Below are 15,235 nucleotides of genomic sequence, written 5' to 3'. Positions count from 1 at the left end.
CTAACTCGAGTGGGGCGCAGAGTACTGACACATTAAAAAAACCGTCTTCGAGGACCCCACCATGTCGATCAACGACCGACTCACCGCGCACCTCAACCGTGGCACGGTAGGTTTCCCCACCGCGTTGGCCAGCACCATTGGCCTGATCATGGCCAGTCCGGTCATTCTCACCGCCACCATGGGCTTTGGCATCGGTGGCAGCGCGTTTGCCCTGGCGATGTTGATTGCTGTCGTGATGATGCTGGCCCAAGCGACCACTTTCGCCGAGGCCGCGTCGATCCTGCCTACCACTGGCTCGGTGTACGACTACATCAACTGCGGCATGGGGCGGTTTTTCGCGATTACCGGCACCCTATCGGCCTACCTGATCGTGCATGTATTTGCCGGAACCGCCGAAACTATCCTGGCCGGGGTCATGGCCCTGGTGAACTTCGAACACCTCAATACCCTGGCTGAATCCGCTGGCGGCTCGTGGCTGCTCGGCGTGGGTTTTGTAATCGTATTCGGTGTGCTGAATGCGTTTGGCGTCAGTGCGTTCGGCCGCGCGGAAATCATCCTCACCTTTGGCATGTGGACCACCCTGATGGTGTTTGGCGTGCTGGGCTTGATCGCCGCGCCCGCCGTGCAGTTGGACGGCTGGTTCGGTGAGTCGCTGGTGGGCACCGACCTGATCACCGTGTTGTCGTTGGTGGGCATGGCAATGTTCATGTTTGTCGGCTGCGAATTTGTCACGCCACTGGCGCCGGACCTGCGCCAATCGGCCAAGGTGATGCCGCGTGCAATGATGCTGGGGCTGCTGGGCGTGGCCACGTGCATGTTCATCTACGGTGCGGCGATGAAACGCCAGGTGGAAAACGTGCTGCTTGACGCCGCTTCGGGTGTGCACTTGCTGGACACGCCCATGGCCATCCCCAAGTTCGCCGAGCAGGTGATGGGGCATATCGGCCCGCTGTGGCTGGGCATTGGTTTTCTATTTGCCGGTGCGGCCACTATCAATACCTTGATGGCGGGCGTGCCGCGCATTCTGTACGGCATGGCCGTGGACGGCGCGCTGCCCAAGGTGTTCACCTACCTGCACCCGCGCTTCAAGACGCCGCTGCTGTGCATCCTGGTGGCGATGCTGATTCCGTGCCTGCACGCGCTGTACCTGGGCGGCAACACTGACAACATCATGCACCTGGTGCTGGCGGCGGTGTGTGCGTGGAGTTTCGCCTACCTGCTGGTGACGATCTCGGTGGTGAGCCTGCGTATTCGTCGGCCGGATTTGCCACGGGCCTACCGTTCGCCGTGGTTTCCGCTACCACAGATCGTCTCGAGCATCGGCATCCTCCTGGGCATGTGGTTTATCACGCCCCCGGGCATGAACCCGGCAGACATCTATGTGCCGTTTGGCGTGATGTTGGGCGGCACGGCAGTGTATGCGTTGTTCTGGACCCTGGTGGTGCAGAAGGTCAGCCCCTTCAAGCCGGCCTCCGTGGAGGAGGTGTTGGCAAGGGAATTCAGCAACTATCCGGAGCAGGCCGACCATGTCTACAGCGACTTTGCGGCAAAAACTGTTTGAGCTGTTTCGCGCTGATCGTGCCCCGGCGGGCTATCGACCGGGCGTGACCCTGGAGCGTTTGCGGCGCAACCTCGGGCTGGAAAAGCTGGAAGTGGAGGGCATGCCGTTTGAGATTGTCGAGCGCACCGAGTCGCAGTTGTTGATGCATGTGGTGATGACCAAATTTGTGCTGCACGTACCTGCTCTCGCAGGAAGCACAGGTAGCTTCGAGGTGCACCATGGCGGCGCGATTCGCCGCCATGGCATTCGTGTGCGCCGCCGTTGCGGCAACCAGGCGTTGGGCCATGAATTGCACGCGCGCATCCTGGCAGACGACGCGCTATTCCAAGCGCTGATGCCGCTGGACTTCAAGCGCCTGCGCATCGAGCTGCAAGGCCAGCAATGGTGCGTGCGGCTAGAGCACATGGGCGGTAGCGAGGTGGTCAATCGCCTGCCGGCCTTTCGGCGTTACATTGCCCTGAGCCCTATGCAGCGCAGCCATTTGCTTGCGACGCTGGCGGGCTTGAAACGGGTGTTGTCAGACCTCTGATTGGCATCATTAGTGCTTCTGTAAAGGGCAAACAGGTTGTTGTTGCGTGCATATAGATAACATGTTAACTATTGCACCAGAACAACAAAAAGAAGCCATTGCGGAGACACCCCATGAGCATCCCACAGCATGCGCACGACGGGCTGGACACTTGGAACCGCGAGCTACGCGCCGCGTGCGGTCACTTCGATACGGAACTGGCGTTCAACCGCTCGCTGTTTATCGGCGAGATCAGAGACTTGCCGCGCGGCGTGGCCCTCCTGCGCACCAATGCCGGGCTGATCAAACGCCCGGCGCACCACGCCGACCACGATAACGACCAGGACTGTTTCCTGGTGAGCCAGCGCAGCGGTTACTCGCAAATCGTGCAGAACGGCCAGACGCTGCAACTGGCCCCCGGCGAAATGTTGTTGATGGACTCTGTGGGTTCCATCGAAATCACACCCTTCGGCCTGATCGAGCACGCCTCGTTGTCACTGTCGCGCCTGCAGGTGTGCAAGCACCTGGGCGGCGACGCACGGGCTTTCGGCAAGATATCCTCGACCAAAGCCTGCGGGCGTATGTTGCATGTGCTGATGGATCAGCTGTGCAAGGACGACACCGAAGACGGCGCGGGGGAAGTGGAGGCGCTGCAAACGGCCTTCGTTTCGTTGCTGGGTTCGGCCCTGGAACAGGGAGATGAGTGCCGCGAAGGCATGGCGTCGTTGCAGGGCAACAACCTGCGCAGCTATGTGCAGAAGATTATTGATGAATCGCTGAGTCAGCCTGGGCTTAGCCCGATCGGCCTGGCCAATCGGCTGAATATTTCAGTGCGGCACCTGTATCGCTTGTTCGAAGAGCAGGACGACAGCGTCTGCCGCTATATCCAGCGGGCGCGGCTCAAACGCAGTGCGGATGACTTGACCAACCCGTTCCTGCGCAGCGAGTCGATCACCTCGATTGCCTACAAATGGGGCTTTACCGATTCGGCGCATTTCAGCCGTTCGTTCAAGAAGCAATTCGAGGTGTCGCCCAAGGATTTCCGCTCCAGCCGGATGCAGGCGGTCGGTGCGTAGCCACATTTGAATCGATTTTCAGACTTCTGGCAGGGTGGACCCACCGTCCACCACCAGGGTCTGCCCGGTGATGTAGCTGGCCAGGTCAGATGCCAGGAACAACATGGCTCCGGCGATATCCACCGCCGCGCCCAAACGACCCAGGGGCACACGGCTGGCGATCGTGTCATTCAGCGCGGCGTCACCCAGGTTGCCCATCGCCGGGGTTGCGATCATGCCCGGCTCCACACCATTCACCCGCACATTCAACGCTGCCAGTTCCAAAGCCGCATTGCGGATAAAGCCATTGACCCCGGCCTTGGACGCTGCGTAATGGCTGAGCCCCGGATAACCGACCCGGTTGCCGGTCACCGAAGACGTCACCAGCACGCAACCCCGACCCTGTTCGCGAAACGTCGGCAATGCAGCCTGGGTCAGCCAGAACAACGCCGACAGGTTGACCGCCAACGTGCGCTGCAGGATCTGCGGGGTGATGTCTTCAAACGCCGTCAGCGGAAAATACCCGGCGTTGTGCACCAGGATATCCAGTTGTGGCAGCCCTTGAACGCAGTCAAAAATAGCCTGTGCCTCTGCCAGATCGACACCCACGGCTTCAACCCAATACCCCTGCGCCGATAGCGCTGCGGCCACGTCCTGGGCCTGCGCCAGCAGACGGTCGGCGATCACCACCCGTGCGCCACGCTGGGCAAACGCCTCGACGATGCCCCGGCCAATGCCCTGGGCGCCGCCGGTAACAAGCACCACTTGCCCGCTGAAATCCAGATCATTCGGCATACGTGGGCTCCAGGCGCGTGAAAGCCAATGTTGGCACATCGACGATGCTTGAACCGCCGTCCGCCACCAGCGTTGCTCCGGTAATGATCGATGCCTCACTGGAGGCCAGGAATCGACAGACCTTGGCGATCTCTTCGGCACGCGCGGCACGGCGCAGCGGCACATCGGCACAGACCCGCGCATAGGCCTGCTGCAACGTGTCGCCATAAGCGTCCATCAGCGGCTGCATCTCCGCATCGGCCATGGGTGTGTGCACCCAGCCCGGGCAGACCGTGTTTACCCGCACGCCGCGCGGCCCGAAATCCCGCGCGAGCGAGCGATTAAGCCCGAGCAACGCATGCTTGGCCGTGGTGTAACTGCACACCTCAGGGCCCGCCGCGAGGGAGGCGATGGAGCCGATCAACACGATATTCCCGGCGCTTTCCTGCAAAAGCGGCAGGCAAGCACGGGCACTGTAGAACGCGCTGTCCAGATTGCTGCGCAGCGCGCCTTCCCACGTGGCCGGGCTGGTCTGGGTTGCGCTGCCCAGGCCATGGCCGCCGGCACAGGCCAGCAGCACATCGAGGCGCCCGTAATGCTCGTGGATCTGGCGGATAAACCCGTCCCACGTAGTCGGACAGGCGGCGTCACCCACCAAAATCAGCCCGCCGGTGTCCCGCGCCACCTGCTCCAGTGGCTCACGCCGCCGGCCGATCAGCACCAGACGCGCGCCTTCCTGCGCATACAGCCGAGCACACGCGGCACCGATGCCCGTGCCGGCCCCGGTGATCACCACCGTGCGCGGCTCAGTCACGGGGGTATTCCGTGCGGTTGAGTACCTGGCAGTACGAGCTGATCGGGAAGTTTGACAGCGCGTCAAAGGACGCCCCCGCATAACCGAAGATCTTGCCGTCACTGCGGTGTTGTTGCAGGTCGATCAGCACCAAACCGAGCGTGGGCACGATCTTCTCCTGCCACACGAACAGGTACAGCTGCTCGGCGATTTTGTAGTAATGGCAGCGGTCGGTGTCGCACAAGCCTTGCTCCACACCCTTCAAGCATTGCCAGGCGTAGAAGCGTTCGTTGAGATAGATGTGTTCGTAGACTTCGCTGGGGCTGTAGCGGTATAGGTTGCGCAGGCCGATCAGTTCATCGGTCGGTGCATGCAGGCAATGGCCGTCCTGCCATGGGCGGTCGAGGCTGCCATGCAGGAAGTCGACTTCTACCGAGGTCAGCGGTTTACCGGCGAGGGCGCGGTGGTAGAGGCCTTCGTGGGTCTCAGCCTGATCCGGCAGACGGCCGATCACGGCGGTGAATGAGGCGTGCGCGGTGTCCAGCACCAGGCTGATCGACCAGCTGTGCCCGGCCTCATGCTTGACGAAGTCGACCAGGTACAGGCCTGGGCGAATCGAGGTGGCACGGTACGCCGCGCTGCCGCTGGAGTGGCCATCCGCGGCGTGCCAGGCCAGGCGGTCCTGCTCGAAACGATGCTCGATCTGCCAGCCATTGGCGAAGTGCAGGGTGAAGGCCTGGCCTGCCAGCTCGGCGAGGTTGGGCAGGATGAACGCTTCTGGGGCAAAACCGTCGGCGAGGGCGCCCACGGTGATCCAATCGGACGAACTCGTCATGGCAATGCCTCCTTACACGACGGCGAAGTAGTGTTTGACGAAGCTTTCGCTGACCACTTCCCACAGCACCGGCGTGCCTTTGGTCACGAACCAGCTGTCACCGGCCTTGTAGCGCGTGGTTTTGCCTGTGGATTCGTCGGTCAGCAGCACTTCACCGGTGACCACGGTGGCCTGTTCGGCGAACGGGTAGACCATGCGGAATTTGCCTTGGGTGGTGCCGAAGTAGGCGCTGCTGACGGCATCGGTGGGTGCGCCAAAGGTCATCTTGCCGAAAGCGCGGACTTCACCTTCGAGAATCTCGGAACCGAGGTCGGCCACGGTGCCCCAGGCGTCGAGTTCCGACAGCTGGGTATTGTGCTTGAGGGTGGTAAGGGTCATGGCAGTTGCTCCTGATGAGAAAAAATGGGGTTAACGGCGCCCGTTCCAGTAACCGGATAGTTGGTGCCAGGATTTACCCGCCGTCAGCAGCAAGGGGCGGATCGCGTCCTTGCCGATGATGGACGGGCGATGAATAGAGCTGATCAGGTCATAGCGCGCCGAGCCTTCGCTCATGCCCTCGGCCAGGACCTTGCAGATGATGTGGCTGGGGGTCACGCCGAAGCCCGAATAACCCTGCACGAAAAACGCATTGCTGCGCCCCGGCAAGGTGCCGATCTGTGGGAACAGGTTGGGGCTGCACGCCATAGGACCGCCCCAGGCCAGGTCGATTTTCACGTCTTTGAGATAAGGGAAAATCTTCAGCATGAGGTGGCGGTTCCATGCCTTGAGGTCGCCGGGAATATGCTCCACCAGCGGTGTGGCAGCGCCGAACAGCAGGCGGTTCTCGTTGGTGACGCGGTAGTAATCGATCACCGGGCGGATATCGCTGTAGGCGCCGCGAATCGGGCTGATGCGCTGGATAAGCTCCTCGGACAACGGCTCGGTCATCATCTGGAACGCGTAGGTGTTGATGGTTGAGCGGTGCAGCTCCGGCTCCAGCTTGTTGAGGAAGCTGTCGCAGGCCCACAGCAACTTGCTGGCGCGTACCGAGCCACGGCCGGTGCGCACGGTGATGCGCTCGCCGTAGCTGACTTCCAGCGCCGGGCTGTTCTCGAAAATCCGCACGCCATGGCTGGCCAACGCAGTGGCTTCGCCCAATAGCAGGTTCAGCGAGTGCACATGCCCGCCGCCCATGTGCAGGAGGGCACTGCTATAGGCTTTGGAGCCGATGATTTGCTGCACGTCGGAGCCGCCAAGAAAGCGGATCTCGTGCTGGCTGTTGACCGACTTGAAGTCCTTTTCCCAGGCGCGCAGGGTTTTCTCTTGGCGCGCGTTGAAGCCCATATAGCCGTAGCCGTAGCAGAAGTCTGCGTCGATGTTGTACTTGGCGATGCGGTTCTTGATGATGTCGGCGCCCAGGTCGCTGATCTCGAACACCTGGCGCAGGCCGTCTTCGCCGACGTCTTTCTTGATTTTCTCAAGGTCATGGCCGATGCCCGCCATGATCTGGCCGCCGTTGCGGCCGGTGCCGCCAAAGCCCAGGTAGCGTGCTTCGAGCACGACGATATTGGTGATGCCTTTTTCCGCCAGTTCCAGGGCCGTGTTGATGCCGGAGAAACCGCCGCCGATCACCACGACGTCGGCGTCGATGTCCTGCTCCAGGGTGGGGAAGCTGAGGTTGTATTTCTTGGTGGCAGTGTAATACGTGGGGGTTTCGATGTTGATCATGGCGCAGCCTGAAAAGGTGAAGGAAGGCTCTAAAGCGGATGCCTCCATTAGGGGCCCTGACGGGATGGAAGTCTTGATCCTGCGTGCCCAGGCTTTTGATCGAGCGCGCCATGGGCGGTGCGATCAACAAGTTATAGCGCGCTCGCTGGCAGGGAATGCTAGAGTTTCGTTAAATTATTAACTAAATACGTCGTGACCCTGATTCCTATGCTCAAACCTCGCCAGTCCCTGACCTTGACCCTGCTGCAAGCCCGCGAAGCCGCGATGAGTTTCTTCCGCCCGTCCTTGAACGAACACGGCCTGACCGAACAGCAATGGCGGATCATCCGCATCCTCGAGCAGCACGGTGAACTGGAGATTTATCAACTGGCGGAACTGGCGTGCATCCTCAAGCCGAGCATGACCGGCGTGCTGGTGCGCATGGAAACCGCCGGCATGGTGCATCGGCGCAAGGCCGAGCAGGACCAGCGCCGGGTCTTGGTGACGTTGGCCGATAAGGGCAAGGCGAGTTTCGAATCGATGAGCCATTGCATGGAGGCCAACTACCAGCGTTTGCAGGATCAGTTGGGAGAGGAGAAGTTGCAGACGTTGCTGGGCCTGTTGGATGACCTGAAGAACATCAACCTCAAGCGCTGAATCAATGCATGGCCCACTACAGGCCAAAGGTGGGAGCTGGCAAGCCAGCTCCCACAGGAGATCTCAGTAGACTCCTCCTCCTGGGGTGGCCTCGGGAATGCCTTTGAATTTCCCCGCCAGCGCCTGCAACCCACGCATCAACACCGTGGTATCCACTCCCACTGCCACAAACGTCGCACCCAGCTCGATATAACGGCGCGCCAGGCTTTCATCAGCACTGAGAATCCCCGCCGCCTTGCCCGACTGCACGATGCGCGCGATTGCCTGTTCAATCGCCACCTGCACCTCCGGATGCCCAGGATTGCCCCGATGCCCCATCGACGCACTCAAATCCGCCGGGCCGATGAACACGCCGTCCACCCCCTCAATGGCGGCAATCTCATCCAGATTCGCCAGGCCTTCACGGTTTTCAATCTGCACCAGCAGGCACATCTGTGCATCCGCCTGATCGAGGTAACCGGGAATGCTGTTCCAGCGCGAAGCCCGGGCCAGGGCGCTGCCCACACCGCGAATACCCTGTGGCGGATAACGCATGGCGCGTACCAGTTCGCGGGCCTGGGCGGCGCTTTCCACCATGGGCACCAGCAGTGTCTGGGCGCCGATATCCAACAGCTGCTTGATGAGCGCGCTGTCACCAATCACCGGACGAATCAACGCCTGGCTAGGGTAGGGCGCTACCGCCTGCAACTGGCCGAGCATGCCGTGCAGGTGATTGGGCGCGTGTTCGCCGTCGATCAGCAGCCAGTCGAAACCGGCGTTGGCGGCCAATTCCGCACTGCAAGCGTTGGCGAGGCCGAGCCACAGGCCGATCTGTACCTCGCCCTTGTGCAGGCGTTGTTTGAAGTGGTTGACGGGCATGTCCATGACGATCCTCCAGGGTTCAGACGAAGCGGCAGGCAATCGAGCCGAGCATGTCGTAGTCGACATGAAAGGTGTCGCCAGGCCTGGCCGCGACCGGCCGGGTGAAAGAGCCGCCAAGAATGATTTGCCCCGGCAACAGCGTCACGTCATAGGCTGCCAGCTTGTTTGCCAGCCAGGCGACGCCTTTTGCCGGGTGATTCAGCACCGCCGCCGATACACCAGATTCTTCGATTACGCCATTGCGGTACAGCACAGCGGGTACTTTGCGCAGGTCGATCTCGGTAGGCCGCACGGCGCGGCCGCCCAGCACCACACCGGCATTGGCGGCGTTGTCGGAGATGGTGTCGAAGACTTTGCGGGTAGCGTTGGTCTGCGGGTCGACCTGCTGGATGCGCGCGTCAATGATTTCCAGCGCCGGGATCACCCATTCGGTCGCGTCGAGCACATCGAGCACCGTGCAGTTCGGGCCCTTGAGCGGTTTGCCGAGGATAAACGCGAGTTCCACCTCCACCCGCGGCACGATGAAGCGTTCGAAGGGAATGTCGCTGCCTTCGTCGAAAAACATGTCATCGAGCAGAGCCCCGTAGTCGGGCTCGGTGATGTTCGACGACACTTGCATGGCCCGCGACGTGAGGCCGATCTTGTGGCCCTTCAACGTACGCCCGTCCTTGATCTTCTGCGCCACCCAGGCGCGCTGGATGGCGTAGGCGTCGTCAATCGTGATGCCCGGATAGTCGAGGGAAAACTGGCGGACCTGTTCGCGGCTGCGTTCGGCGCGGTCCAGGTTGGCAGCGGCCTGGAGGATTTGCTGGGAGTCGAGCATGGCAAGCGTCCTTAGTGTGGGTTAACGATGGCAGCGTGGGTGCGCAGCACCAGCAGGCCGCCGAGGGCGATAAACAGGGCGAGTACGTAAAGGGCCAGGCTGGCGCTATGGGTGGCGTCGCGCATCCAGCCGATCAGATACGGCGCGAGGAACGCGGCGATGCTGCCGAACGAGCTGATCATGGCGATGCCGGCCGCTTGGGTCGTGTTGGACAGAAACGCCGGCGGCAGTTGCCAGAACATCGGCAACGCTGCACTGGCGCCCATGCCGGCGACCACCAGCCCGCCCATCACCAGCAATGGATTTCCCGGCGCCAGGCCGGCCACGGCGATGCCGACGGCGGCCATCAGCAGCGGCACACACAGGTGCCAGCGGCGTTCGCGATGGCGGTCGGATGAACGCCCGCAGCCGATCATGAAGAAACACCCGGCCAGGTACGGCACGGCGCTGAGCAGGCCGACCTGGCTGTCGCGGCCAATGCCGGCGCCGTGGATCAGGGTGGGCATCCAGAACGCCAGCGTGTTGACCGCCAGCATCACGGCGAAATACACCGCCACCAGCAACCACACCTGCGGGTCGCGCAGGATGCCGCCGAACGAGGTGATGGTCTTGCGCTGTTCTTCGCTGCGCAGTTGGGCGTACAGTTGTTGTTTCTGCTCAGGCGTAAGCCAGCGCGCCGAGTCAAAGCTATCCGGCAGCCACTTGAGCACCACCAGCCCCAGCAACACCACGGGCAGGCCTTCGATCAAGAACATCCACTGCCAGCCGCGCATGCCGCCCACATTATGGAAATGTTCGAGGATCGCCCCGGACAAGGGCCCGCCCAACACACCGGCCATCGGTACCGCAATCGCAAACAACGCCGTGACCTGGGCCCTGCGCCGCGCAGGGTACCAACGGTTGAGAAACACCAGGATCCCGGGGAAAAAACCGGCCTCGGCAACCCCCAGCAAAAAGCGCAGTACATAGAAACCACGCGCGCTCTCCACCCACAGCATGCCGGTGGACAACACGCCCCACACCACCATCAGGCTGGCGATCCAACGCCTGGGGCCGACGCGGTCGAGTGCGATATTGCTCGGCACGCCAAACAGCGCGTAGGCGATAAAGAACAGTCCGGCGCCGAAACCGTAGACCGTGTCGCTGAAATGCAGGTCGCTGCTCATCTGCATCTTGGCGAAGCCGATGTTGATGCGGTCCAGATGGGCGAACAGGTAACACACCAGCAACAGCGGCATCAGGCGCCACGTCACCAAACGATGGGTGCGGTCGTGCTCGGCCAGCGCGCGGCTGGCAGTGGATTGGGCTGTGCTCATGATGTTGTACTTTTTGTCTGAGTGGCCGTGAGGGGAGCGGCGGGATTCAGCCCGCCGGGTTGTTCAGGAGCGCATGCACATTGTTCAGCTTGTAGTTGAGCTGCGGATGTAACTCGACCATCTCGAATGACAGTGCCAGCAAGCGTTGCGCCTGCAACGGGGCGAAGTGTTCGGTGATCAGCGCAAACAACGCCTCGGCCACCGCCTGGCGCGTGGCCAGGTCGCGGCCATGGCCGACCTTGAGGGTCATGTGCACAAAGGCGTAGTCGTGCTTGCCATCGGCCATGCGCCAGGTGTCCAGGCGCACGCCGCGGCTGCGAATACCGCCCAAGGGAAACACGTCACTGTCTCCCAACACGCGGTGAACCTTTTCAAACAGGCCAGGCAGGTCGGCCTGCTGTTCAATGTTGTCGGTGTACTCGGCGATAAAATGCGGCATGGGTTTCTCCCAGTTCTATAGCGGGAAAATCGCGTTGATCTGGCCGGTGCCCGAACTGCCGAACGGCGGCGTAATGATCTCCGCCGGCTGGGCATATTCCGGCCCGCCGAGCAGGCCCAGGAGCATGGCGGTGTCGTGCATCTTGCCTTCGCCAAAGCAGTGTTCGGCGTAGTCCGGCAGCATCGCGCAGAACTCTTTGAAACGGCCTTGCTTCCACATTTCCACCACGTGCAGGTCCATCTGTTTGTCGAACTCGCGGGTCCAGTTGTGGATATTCGCCTCGGCCTCGCGGTCGTCCGAAAACCGGTGGGACAGCGAGCCGGACGCCAGCACCAGCACCTTGCGATCGCTCTTCTCGATCGCCCGGCGTACGGCGGCACCGAAGGCAAAGCTGTCTTCCAGGCGGTGCCAGGCGCACCACGCGGCGATCGAAATGACCTTGAATTTCTCATCCTCCGGCACGCCCATGTGCATGTAGCGCATGGGCACCAGCGTGCCGTATTCCAGCTCCAGGCTCGGGATGTTATGGGCCATGCTGCGCACGCCGGCCAGGTTGGCCTCGGCGGCGATCAGCTCGCCCAGTTCCGGGCAACCGGGGTAGGCGTAGTCCATGTTCTTGATGAAATGCGGCAGCTCGTTGCTGGTGTAGGTGCCCTGGAATTGCTCGCCGCAATTGATGTGATAACCGCTGTTGACCAGCCAGTGCACGTCAAACACCACCGCCGTGTCGGCGCCCAGCTCGCGGGCGCGGCGGCCGATTTCCTTGTGCCCGGCAATCGCCGCGTCGCGACAGCCGTGATGCTTGCCGGGCAGTTCCGACAGGTACATCGACGGTACGTGGCAGATCTTCGCCGCCAGGACCACTTCGCCCATGATGATTCTCCTGAATAATTATTCTTGTAATGACAATGAGATCCCTGTGGGAGCTGGCTCGCCTGCGATGGCATCGACGCGTTCTCCTGAGGCACCGCATCGCGGGCAAGCCCGGCTCCCACAGGACAGCTAGCATGTCCCGAATTACACGCCCCAACGCGGGATGTGATGACTGCCCATGGAAATGCACACGTTCTTGATCTCGGCAAACACTTCAAAGCTGTACTGGCCACCTTCGCGACCGGTACCTGAACCTTTCACCCCACCGAACGGCTGACGCAAATCGCGCACGTTCTGGCTGTTGATAAATACCATGCCGGCTTCAATACCGCGCGCCAGGCGATGGGCCTTGCCGATGTCCTGGGTCCAGATGTAGGAGGCCAGGCCGTACTCGGTGTCGTTGGCCAGTTGCAGGGCCTCGGCCTCGTCCTTGAAGGGAATGAGGCACACCACCGGGCCGAAGATTTCTTCCTGAGCGATGCGCATGTTGTTGTTCACGTCGGCAAATACCGTCGGCTGGATAAACTGGCCGCGGCTCAAGTGCGCCGGCAAGTTGGCTGGCCGTTCCAGGCCACCGGCGAGCAGGGTCGCACCTTCCTCGATACCAATCCTGATGTAGCCGGTGACCTTGTCGTAATGCGCCTGGGTGATCATCGAGCCGACCTGGGTCTTCGGGTCTTGCGGGTCCCCTACGATCAGGCGTTTCGCGCGGGCGGCGAATTCGGCGACAAACTGCGGGTAGACGCTTTCCTGGATAAAAATGCGGCTGCCGGCGGTGCAACGTTCGCCGTTCAGCGAAAAGATCGTGAACAGCGCCGCGTCGAGGGCCCGCTCCAGATCAGCGTCTTCAAAGATCAGCACCGGCGACTTGCCGCCCAGCTCCATGGAGTACTTTTTCAGGCCTGCGGTCTGCATGATTTTCTTGCCGGTGGCGGTGCCGCCGGTAAAGGAAATAGCGCGCACATCCGGGTGACGTACCAGGGCATCGCCCGCCGTGGCGCCATAACCCTGGATCACGTTGAGCACGCCGTTGGGAATCCCGGCTTCTAGCGCCAGGCGCCCCAGTTCATTGGCGGTCAGCGGCGACAGTTCCGACATCTTCAACACCGCCGTATTGCCCAGGGCAAGGCACGGCGCGGTCTTCCAGGTGGCGGTCATGAACGGCACGTTCCACGGCGACACCAACCCGCACACGCCCACCGGTTGGTACAGGGTGTAGTTGAGCATCTGGTCGTCCACCGGATAACTGTGGCCGTCCATACGTGTGCAGACTTCGGCGAAGAAGTCGAAGTTGTGCGAGGCGCGCGGAATCAATACGTTTTTGGTCTGGTGGATCGGCAGCCCGGTGTCGAGGGTTTCCAGTTCGGCCAGGTGCGGCACGTTCTGCTCGATCAGCTCACCGAGCTTGCGCATCAGGCGTGCACGTTCCTTGGCTGGGGTGTTGGCCCACTTGGGGAACGCTGCCTTGGCTGCCGCTACGGCTTGCGCGACTTCCTCCGGGCCGCCGCTGGCGACTTCACCAATCGCCTCGCCAGTGGCCGGGTTGTAATTGATGAAGGTGTCTTTGCTTTCGACTTCACGGCCGTTGATCCAGTGTTTGATCATGTCTCTCACGCCTCTTTACGGACGGAGAAGAATTCCGTCTCGCTGACAATTCGGTTGACCAGCCGGCCCACGCCTTCGACTTCCACCACCACTTCATCGCCGGGCACCACATCGGCCAGGCCCTCGGGCGTGCCGGTGGCGATCATGTCGCCGGGTTGCAGAGTCATGAAGCTGGACAGGTATTCGATGAGGTAGGGGATATCGAAAATCATGTCGCGGGTGCTGCCTTCCTGGCGCAGTTCACCGTTGATCCACGTGCGCAGCTTCAGGTTGCTCGGGTCGGGTACGTCTGCGACATCGACGATCCACGGGCCGACCGGGGTGGTGGCGTCGCGGTTTTTTACGCGCAGGTTGGGGCGGTAGTAGTTTTCCAGGTAGTCGCGGATCGCGTAGTCGTTGCACACCGTATAGCCGGCCAGGTAATCCAGGGCGCCGGCGCGCTTGACGTTGCGTGCGACCTTGCCGATCACTGCCACGAGCTCGCACTCGTAGTGCATGTAGGCGACGTTGTCCGGGCGCCAGGTGAGTTGGCGGTGGCCGGTGTAGGTGCCGACGGACTTGATAAAGGCCAGCGGTTCCGTGGGTGGGGTGAAGGCCAGCTCGGCGGCGTGGTCGGCGTAGTTCAAACCGAGGGCGAACATGGTGCCGGTGGCCGGTGGCAGCCATTCCACCTGATCCTCGGCGAGCAGGCGACCATCGCTCAGGCGCACGGCGTTATCGGCCTCGACCTGCACAGCGTGGACATTATCTTCAAAGCGGATGCGGGCGTGTTTCATGCTTGAGTCTCCGCTTGAATATGGCTAAAAAGGCGGCCCACGCCGCTGATCTCGACCTCAACCTTGTCGCCAGGCAGCACATCCACGCGGCCTTCAGGGGTGCCTGTGATCAGCACATCGCCGGGATGCAGGGTCATGAATTCGCTGATCTCGGCGATCAATTGCGGGATATCGCGGACCCAATTGGCGGTGGAGTTTTCCTGGCGCAGTTCGCCGTTGACCGACAGTTTGAGGCTCAGCTTGTTTGGGTTGGCAATCTGATCCCGCGGGACAAGGTGTGGCCCGAGGACGCAAAAGCCATCGCGGCATTTGGCTTTGACGGCGGGGCGGTAGTAGCTGTCTTCCGGCAGGCTGAACTCGTTGACCACCACGTAGCCCGCCACATGAGCCATGGCATTTTCCAGGCTGACGCGGCTCGCACGCTGGCCGATCACCACACCCAGGGCGGGGCCGGGTTGCAGGCGTTCACCCTGTGGATGCAGCACCACGGCGTTGTGCCCGTTGCGCGTATTCGGGGTTTTGATAAACAGCACGGGCTTGGTCGGCGGCTTCTGGTAGGGCGCCTGCTGGAAGGCGGCGAGATGCTGGTCCAGCAGGCCCCGGTAGTTCAGCGCAACGCCGAACAGGGTGCCGCTGGCAACATCATGCAGGGTACGGCTCATGCGTTTCTCCT

The 15,235-nt window shown here is 61.8% G+C and carries 17 protein-coding genes; 4 read left to right on the top strand and 13 right to left on the bottom strand.

The features are described from left to right. Positions 1-61: 61 nt before the first annotated feature. From JBO08_RS10200 to feaR, 3 genes are all read left to right on the top strand, one after another. On the top strand, positions 62-1,561 hold the full coding sequence (locus JBO08_RS10200) for an APC family permease (protein ID WP_065945913.1): 1,500 nt from the start codon (positions 62-64) through the stop codon (positions 1,559-1,561). Next, positions 1,527-2,090 carry a DUF3156 family protein gene (locus JBO08_RS10195; protein ID WP_220075052.1) on the top strand — a complete coding sequence of 188 codons (564 nt, stop codon included), beginning with the start codon at positions 1,527-1,529 and terminating at the stop codon, positions 2,088-2,090. Before JBO08_RS10200 ends, JBO08_RS10195 begins: the two co-directional genes overlap by 35 nt. A 113-nt stretch (positions 2,091-2,203) precedes the next feature. Continuing rightward, positions 2,204-3,145: a transcriptional regulator FeaR gene (feaR, locus tag JBO08_RS10190; RefSeq protein WP_065875953.1), complete on the top strand. Its 942-nt coding sequence runs from the start codon at positions 2,204-2,206 to the stop codon at positions 3,143-3,145. Positions 3,146-3,163: 18 nt separating this feature from the next. Here feaR and JBO08_RS10185 read toward each other — a convergent pair whose 3' ends face one another. From JBO08_RS10185 to JBO08_RS10165, 5 genes are read right to left on the bottom strand one after another with little or no spacing between them, the layout of a single operon-like run. After that, positions 3,164-3,919, bottom strand: coding sequence for an SDR family oxidoreductase (locus JBO08_RS10185; RefSeq protein ID WP_065875954.1), 756 nt, complete (start codon positions 3,917-3,919; stop codon positions 3,164-3,166). Continuing rightward, positions 3,909-4,712, bottom strand: a complete 804-nt coding sequence (locus JBO08_RS10180; protein WP_065875955.1) for an SDR family NAD(P)-dependent oxidoreductase — start codon at positions 4,710-4,712, stop codon at positions 3,909-3,911. Before JBO08_RS10180 ends, JBO08_RS10185 begins: the two co-directional genes overlap by 11 nt. Beyond that, a complete protein-coding gene (locus JBO08_RS10175; protein WP_065880937.1) occupies positions 4,705-5,526 on the bottom strand; it encodes a molybdenum cofactor biosynthesis F family protein in 822 nt (273 codons plus the stop codon). Before JBO08_RS10175 ends, JBO08_RS10180 begins: the two co-directional genes overlap by 8 nt. Positions 5,527-5,538: 12 nt before the next feature. Beyond that, positions 5,539-5,904, bottom strand: coding sequence for a cupin domain-containing protein (locus JBO08_RS10170; protein ID WP_065875957.1), 366 nt, complete (start codon positions 5,902-5,904; stop codon positions 5,539-5,541). 30 nt (positions 5,905-5,934) lie between these two features. Beyond that, positions 5,935-7,233 (bottom strand): FAD-binding oxidoreductase, encoded by a 1,299-nt coding sequence (locus JBO08_RS10165; RefSeq protein WP_220075051.1) that lies wholly within the window; start codon positions 7,231-7,233, stop codon positions 5,935-5,937. A 207-nt stretch (positions 7,234-7,440) separates the two neighbouring features. On the opposite strand from JBO08_RS10165, the gene hpaR reads away from it, so the two are divergent. Continuing rightward, positions 7,441-7,869 (top strand): homoprotocatechuate degradation operon regulator HpaR, encoded by a 429-nt coding sequence (gene hpaR / locus JBO08_RS10160; RefSeq protein WP_049712530.1) that lies wholly within the window; start codon positions 7,441-7,443, stop codon positions 7,867-7,869. 63 nt (positions 7,870-7,932) lie between these two features. Here the strand turns inward: hpaR and hpaI are convergent, their stop codons facing one another. The 8 genes from hpaI to JBO08_RS10120 form a co-directional block, all read right to left on the bottom strand. Continuing rightward, positions 7,933-8,733: a 4-hydroxy-2-oxoheptanedioate aldolase gene (gene hpaI, locus JBO08_RS10155; RefSeq protein ID WP_220075050.1), complete on the bottom strand. Its 801-nt coding sequence runs from the start codon at positions 8,731-8,733 to the stop codon at positions 7,933-7,935. Between the two features lie 16 nt (positions 8,734-8,749). Further along, positions 8,750-9,553 carry a 2-oxo-hept-4-ene-1,7-dioate hydratase gene (gene hpaH / locus JBO08_RS10150; RefSeq protein WP_220075049.1) on the bottom strand — a complete coding sequence of 268 codons (804 nt, stop codon included), beginning with the start codon at positions 9,551-9,553 and terminating at the stop codon, positions 8,750-8,752. 11 nt (positions 9,554-9,564) lie between these two features. Next, a complete protein-coding gene (locus tag JBO08_RS10145) occupies positions 9,565-10,869 on the bottom strand; it encodes an MFS transporter (protein ID WP_065890700.1) in 1,305 nt (434 codons plus the stop codon). Between the two features lie 46 nt (positions 10,870-10,915). Further along, a complete protein-coding gene (locus tag JBO08_RS10140) occupies positions 10,916-11,308 on the bottom strand; it encodes a 5-carboxymethyl-2-hydroxymuconate Delta-isomerase (protein ID WP_220075048.1) in 393 nt (130 codons plus the stop codon). Between the two features lie 15 nt (positions 11,309-11,323). Continuing rightward, entirely contained in the window at positions 11,324-12,181 is an 858-nt protein-coding gene (gene hpaD, locus JBO08_RS10135) for a 3,4-dihydroxyphenylacetate 2,3-dioxygenase (RefSeq protein WP_065880940.1), read from the bottom strand. Positions 12,182-12,325: 144 nt separating this feature from the next. Next, the gene (gene hpaE, locus JBO08_RS10130) at positions 12,326-13,786 is read right to left on the bottom strand and encodes a 5-carboxymethyl-2-hydroxymuconate semialdehyde dehydrogenase (RefSeq protein WP_065875964.1); all 1,461 of its coding nucleotides are present in this window, start codon (positions 13,784-13,786) and stop codon (positions 12,326-12,328) included. Positions 13,787-13,791: 5 nt separating this feature from the next. Continuing rightward, positions 13,792-14,562 carry a fumarylacetoacetate hydrolase family protein gene (locus JBO08_RS10125; RefSeq protein ID WP_065875965.1) on the bottom strand — a complete coding sequence of 257 codons (771 nt, stop codon included), beginning with the start codon at positions 14,560-14,562 and terminating at the stop codon, positions 13,792-13,794. Beyond that, entirely contained in the window at positions 14,559-15,224 is a 666-nt protein-coding gene (locus tag JBO08_RS10120; RefSeq protein WP_065875966.1) for a fumarylacetoacetate hydrolase family protein, read from the bottom strand. Before JBO08_RS10120 ends, JBO08_RS10125 begins: the two co-directional genes overlap by 4 nt. Positions 15,225-15,235 lie beyond the last annotated feature (11 nt).

Origin of the sequence: Pseudomonas sp. LAP_36 (genome assembly GCF_019456785.1) — a bacterium.
GTDB lineage: Bacteria > Pseudomonadota > Gammaproteobacteria > Pseudomonadales > Pseudomonadaceae > Aquipseudomonas > Aquipseudomonas tritici.
This window is presented reverse-complemented; position numbering and strand designations above follow the sequence as displayed.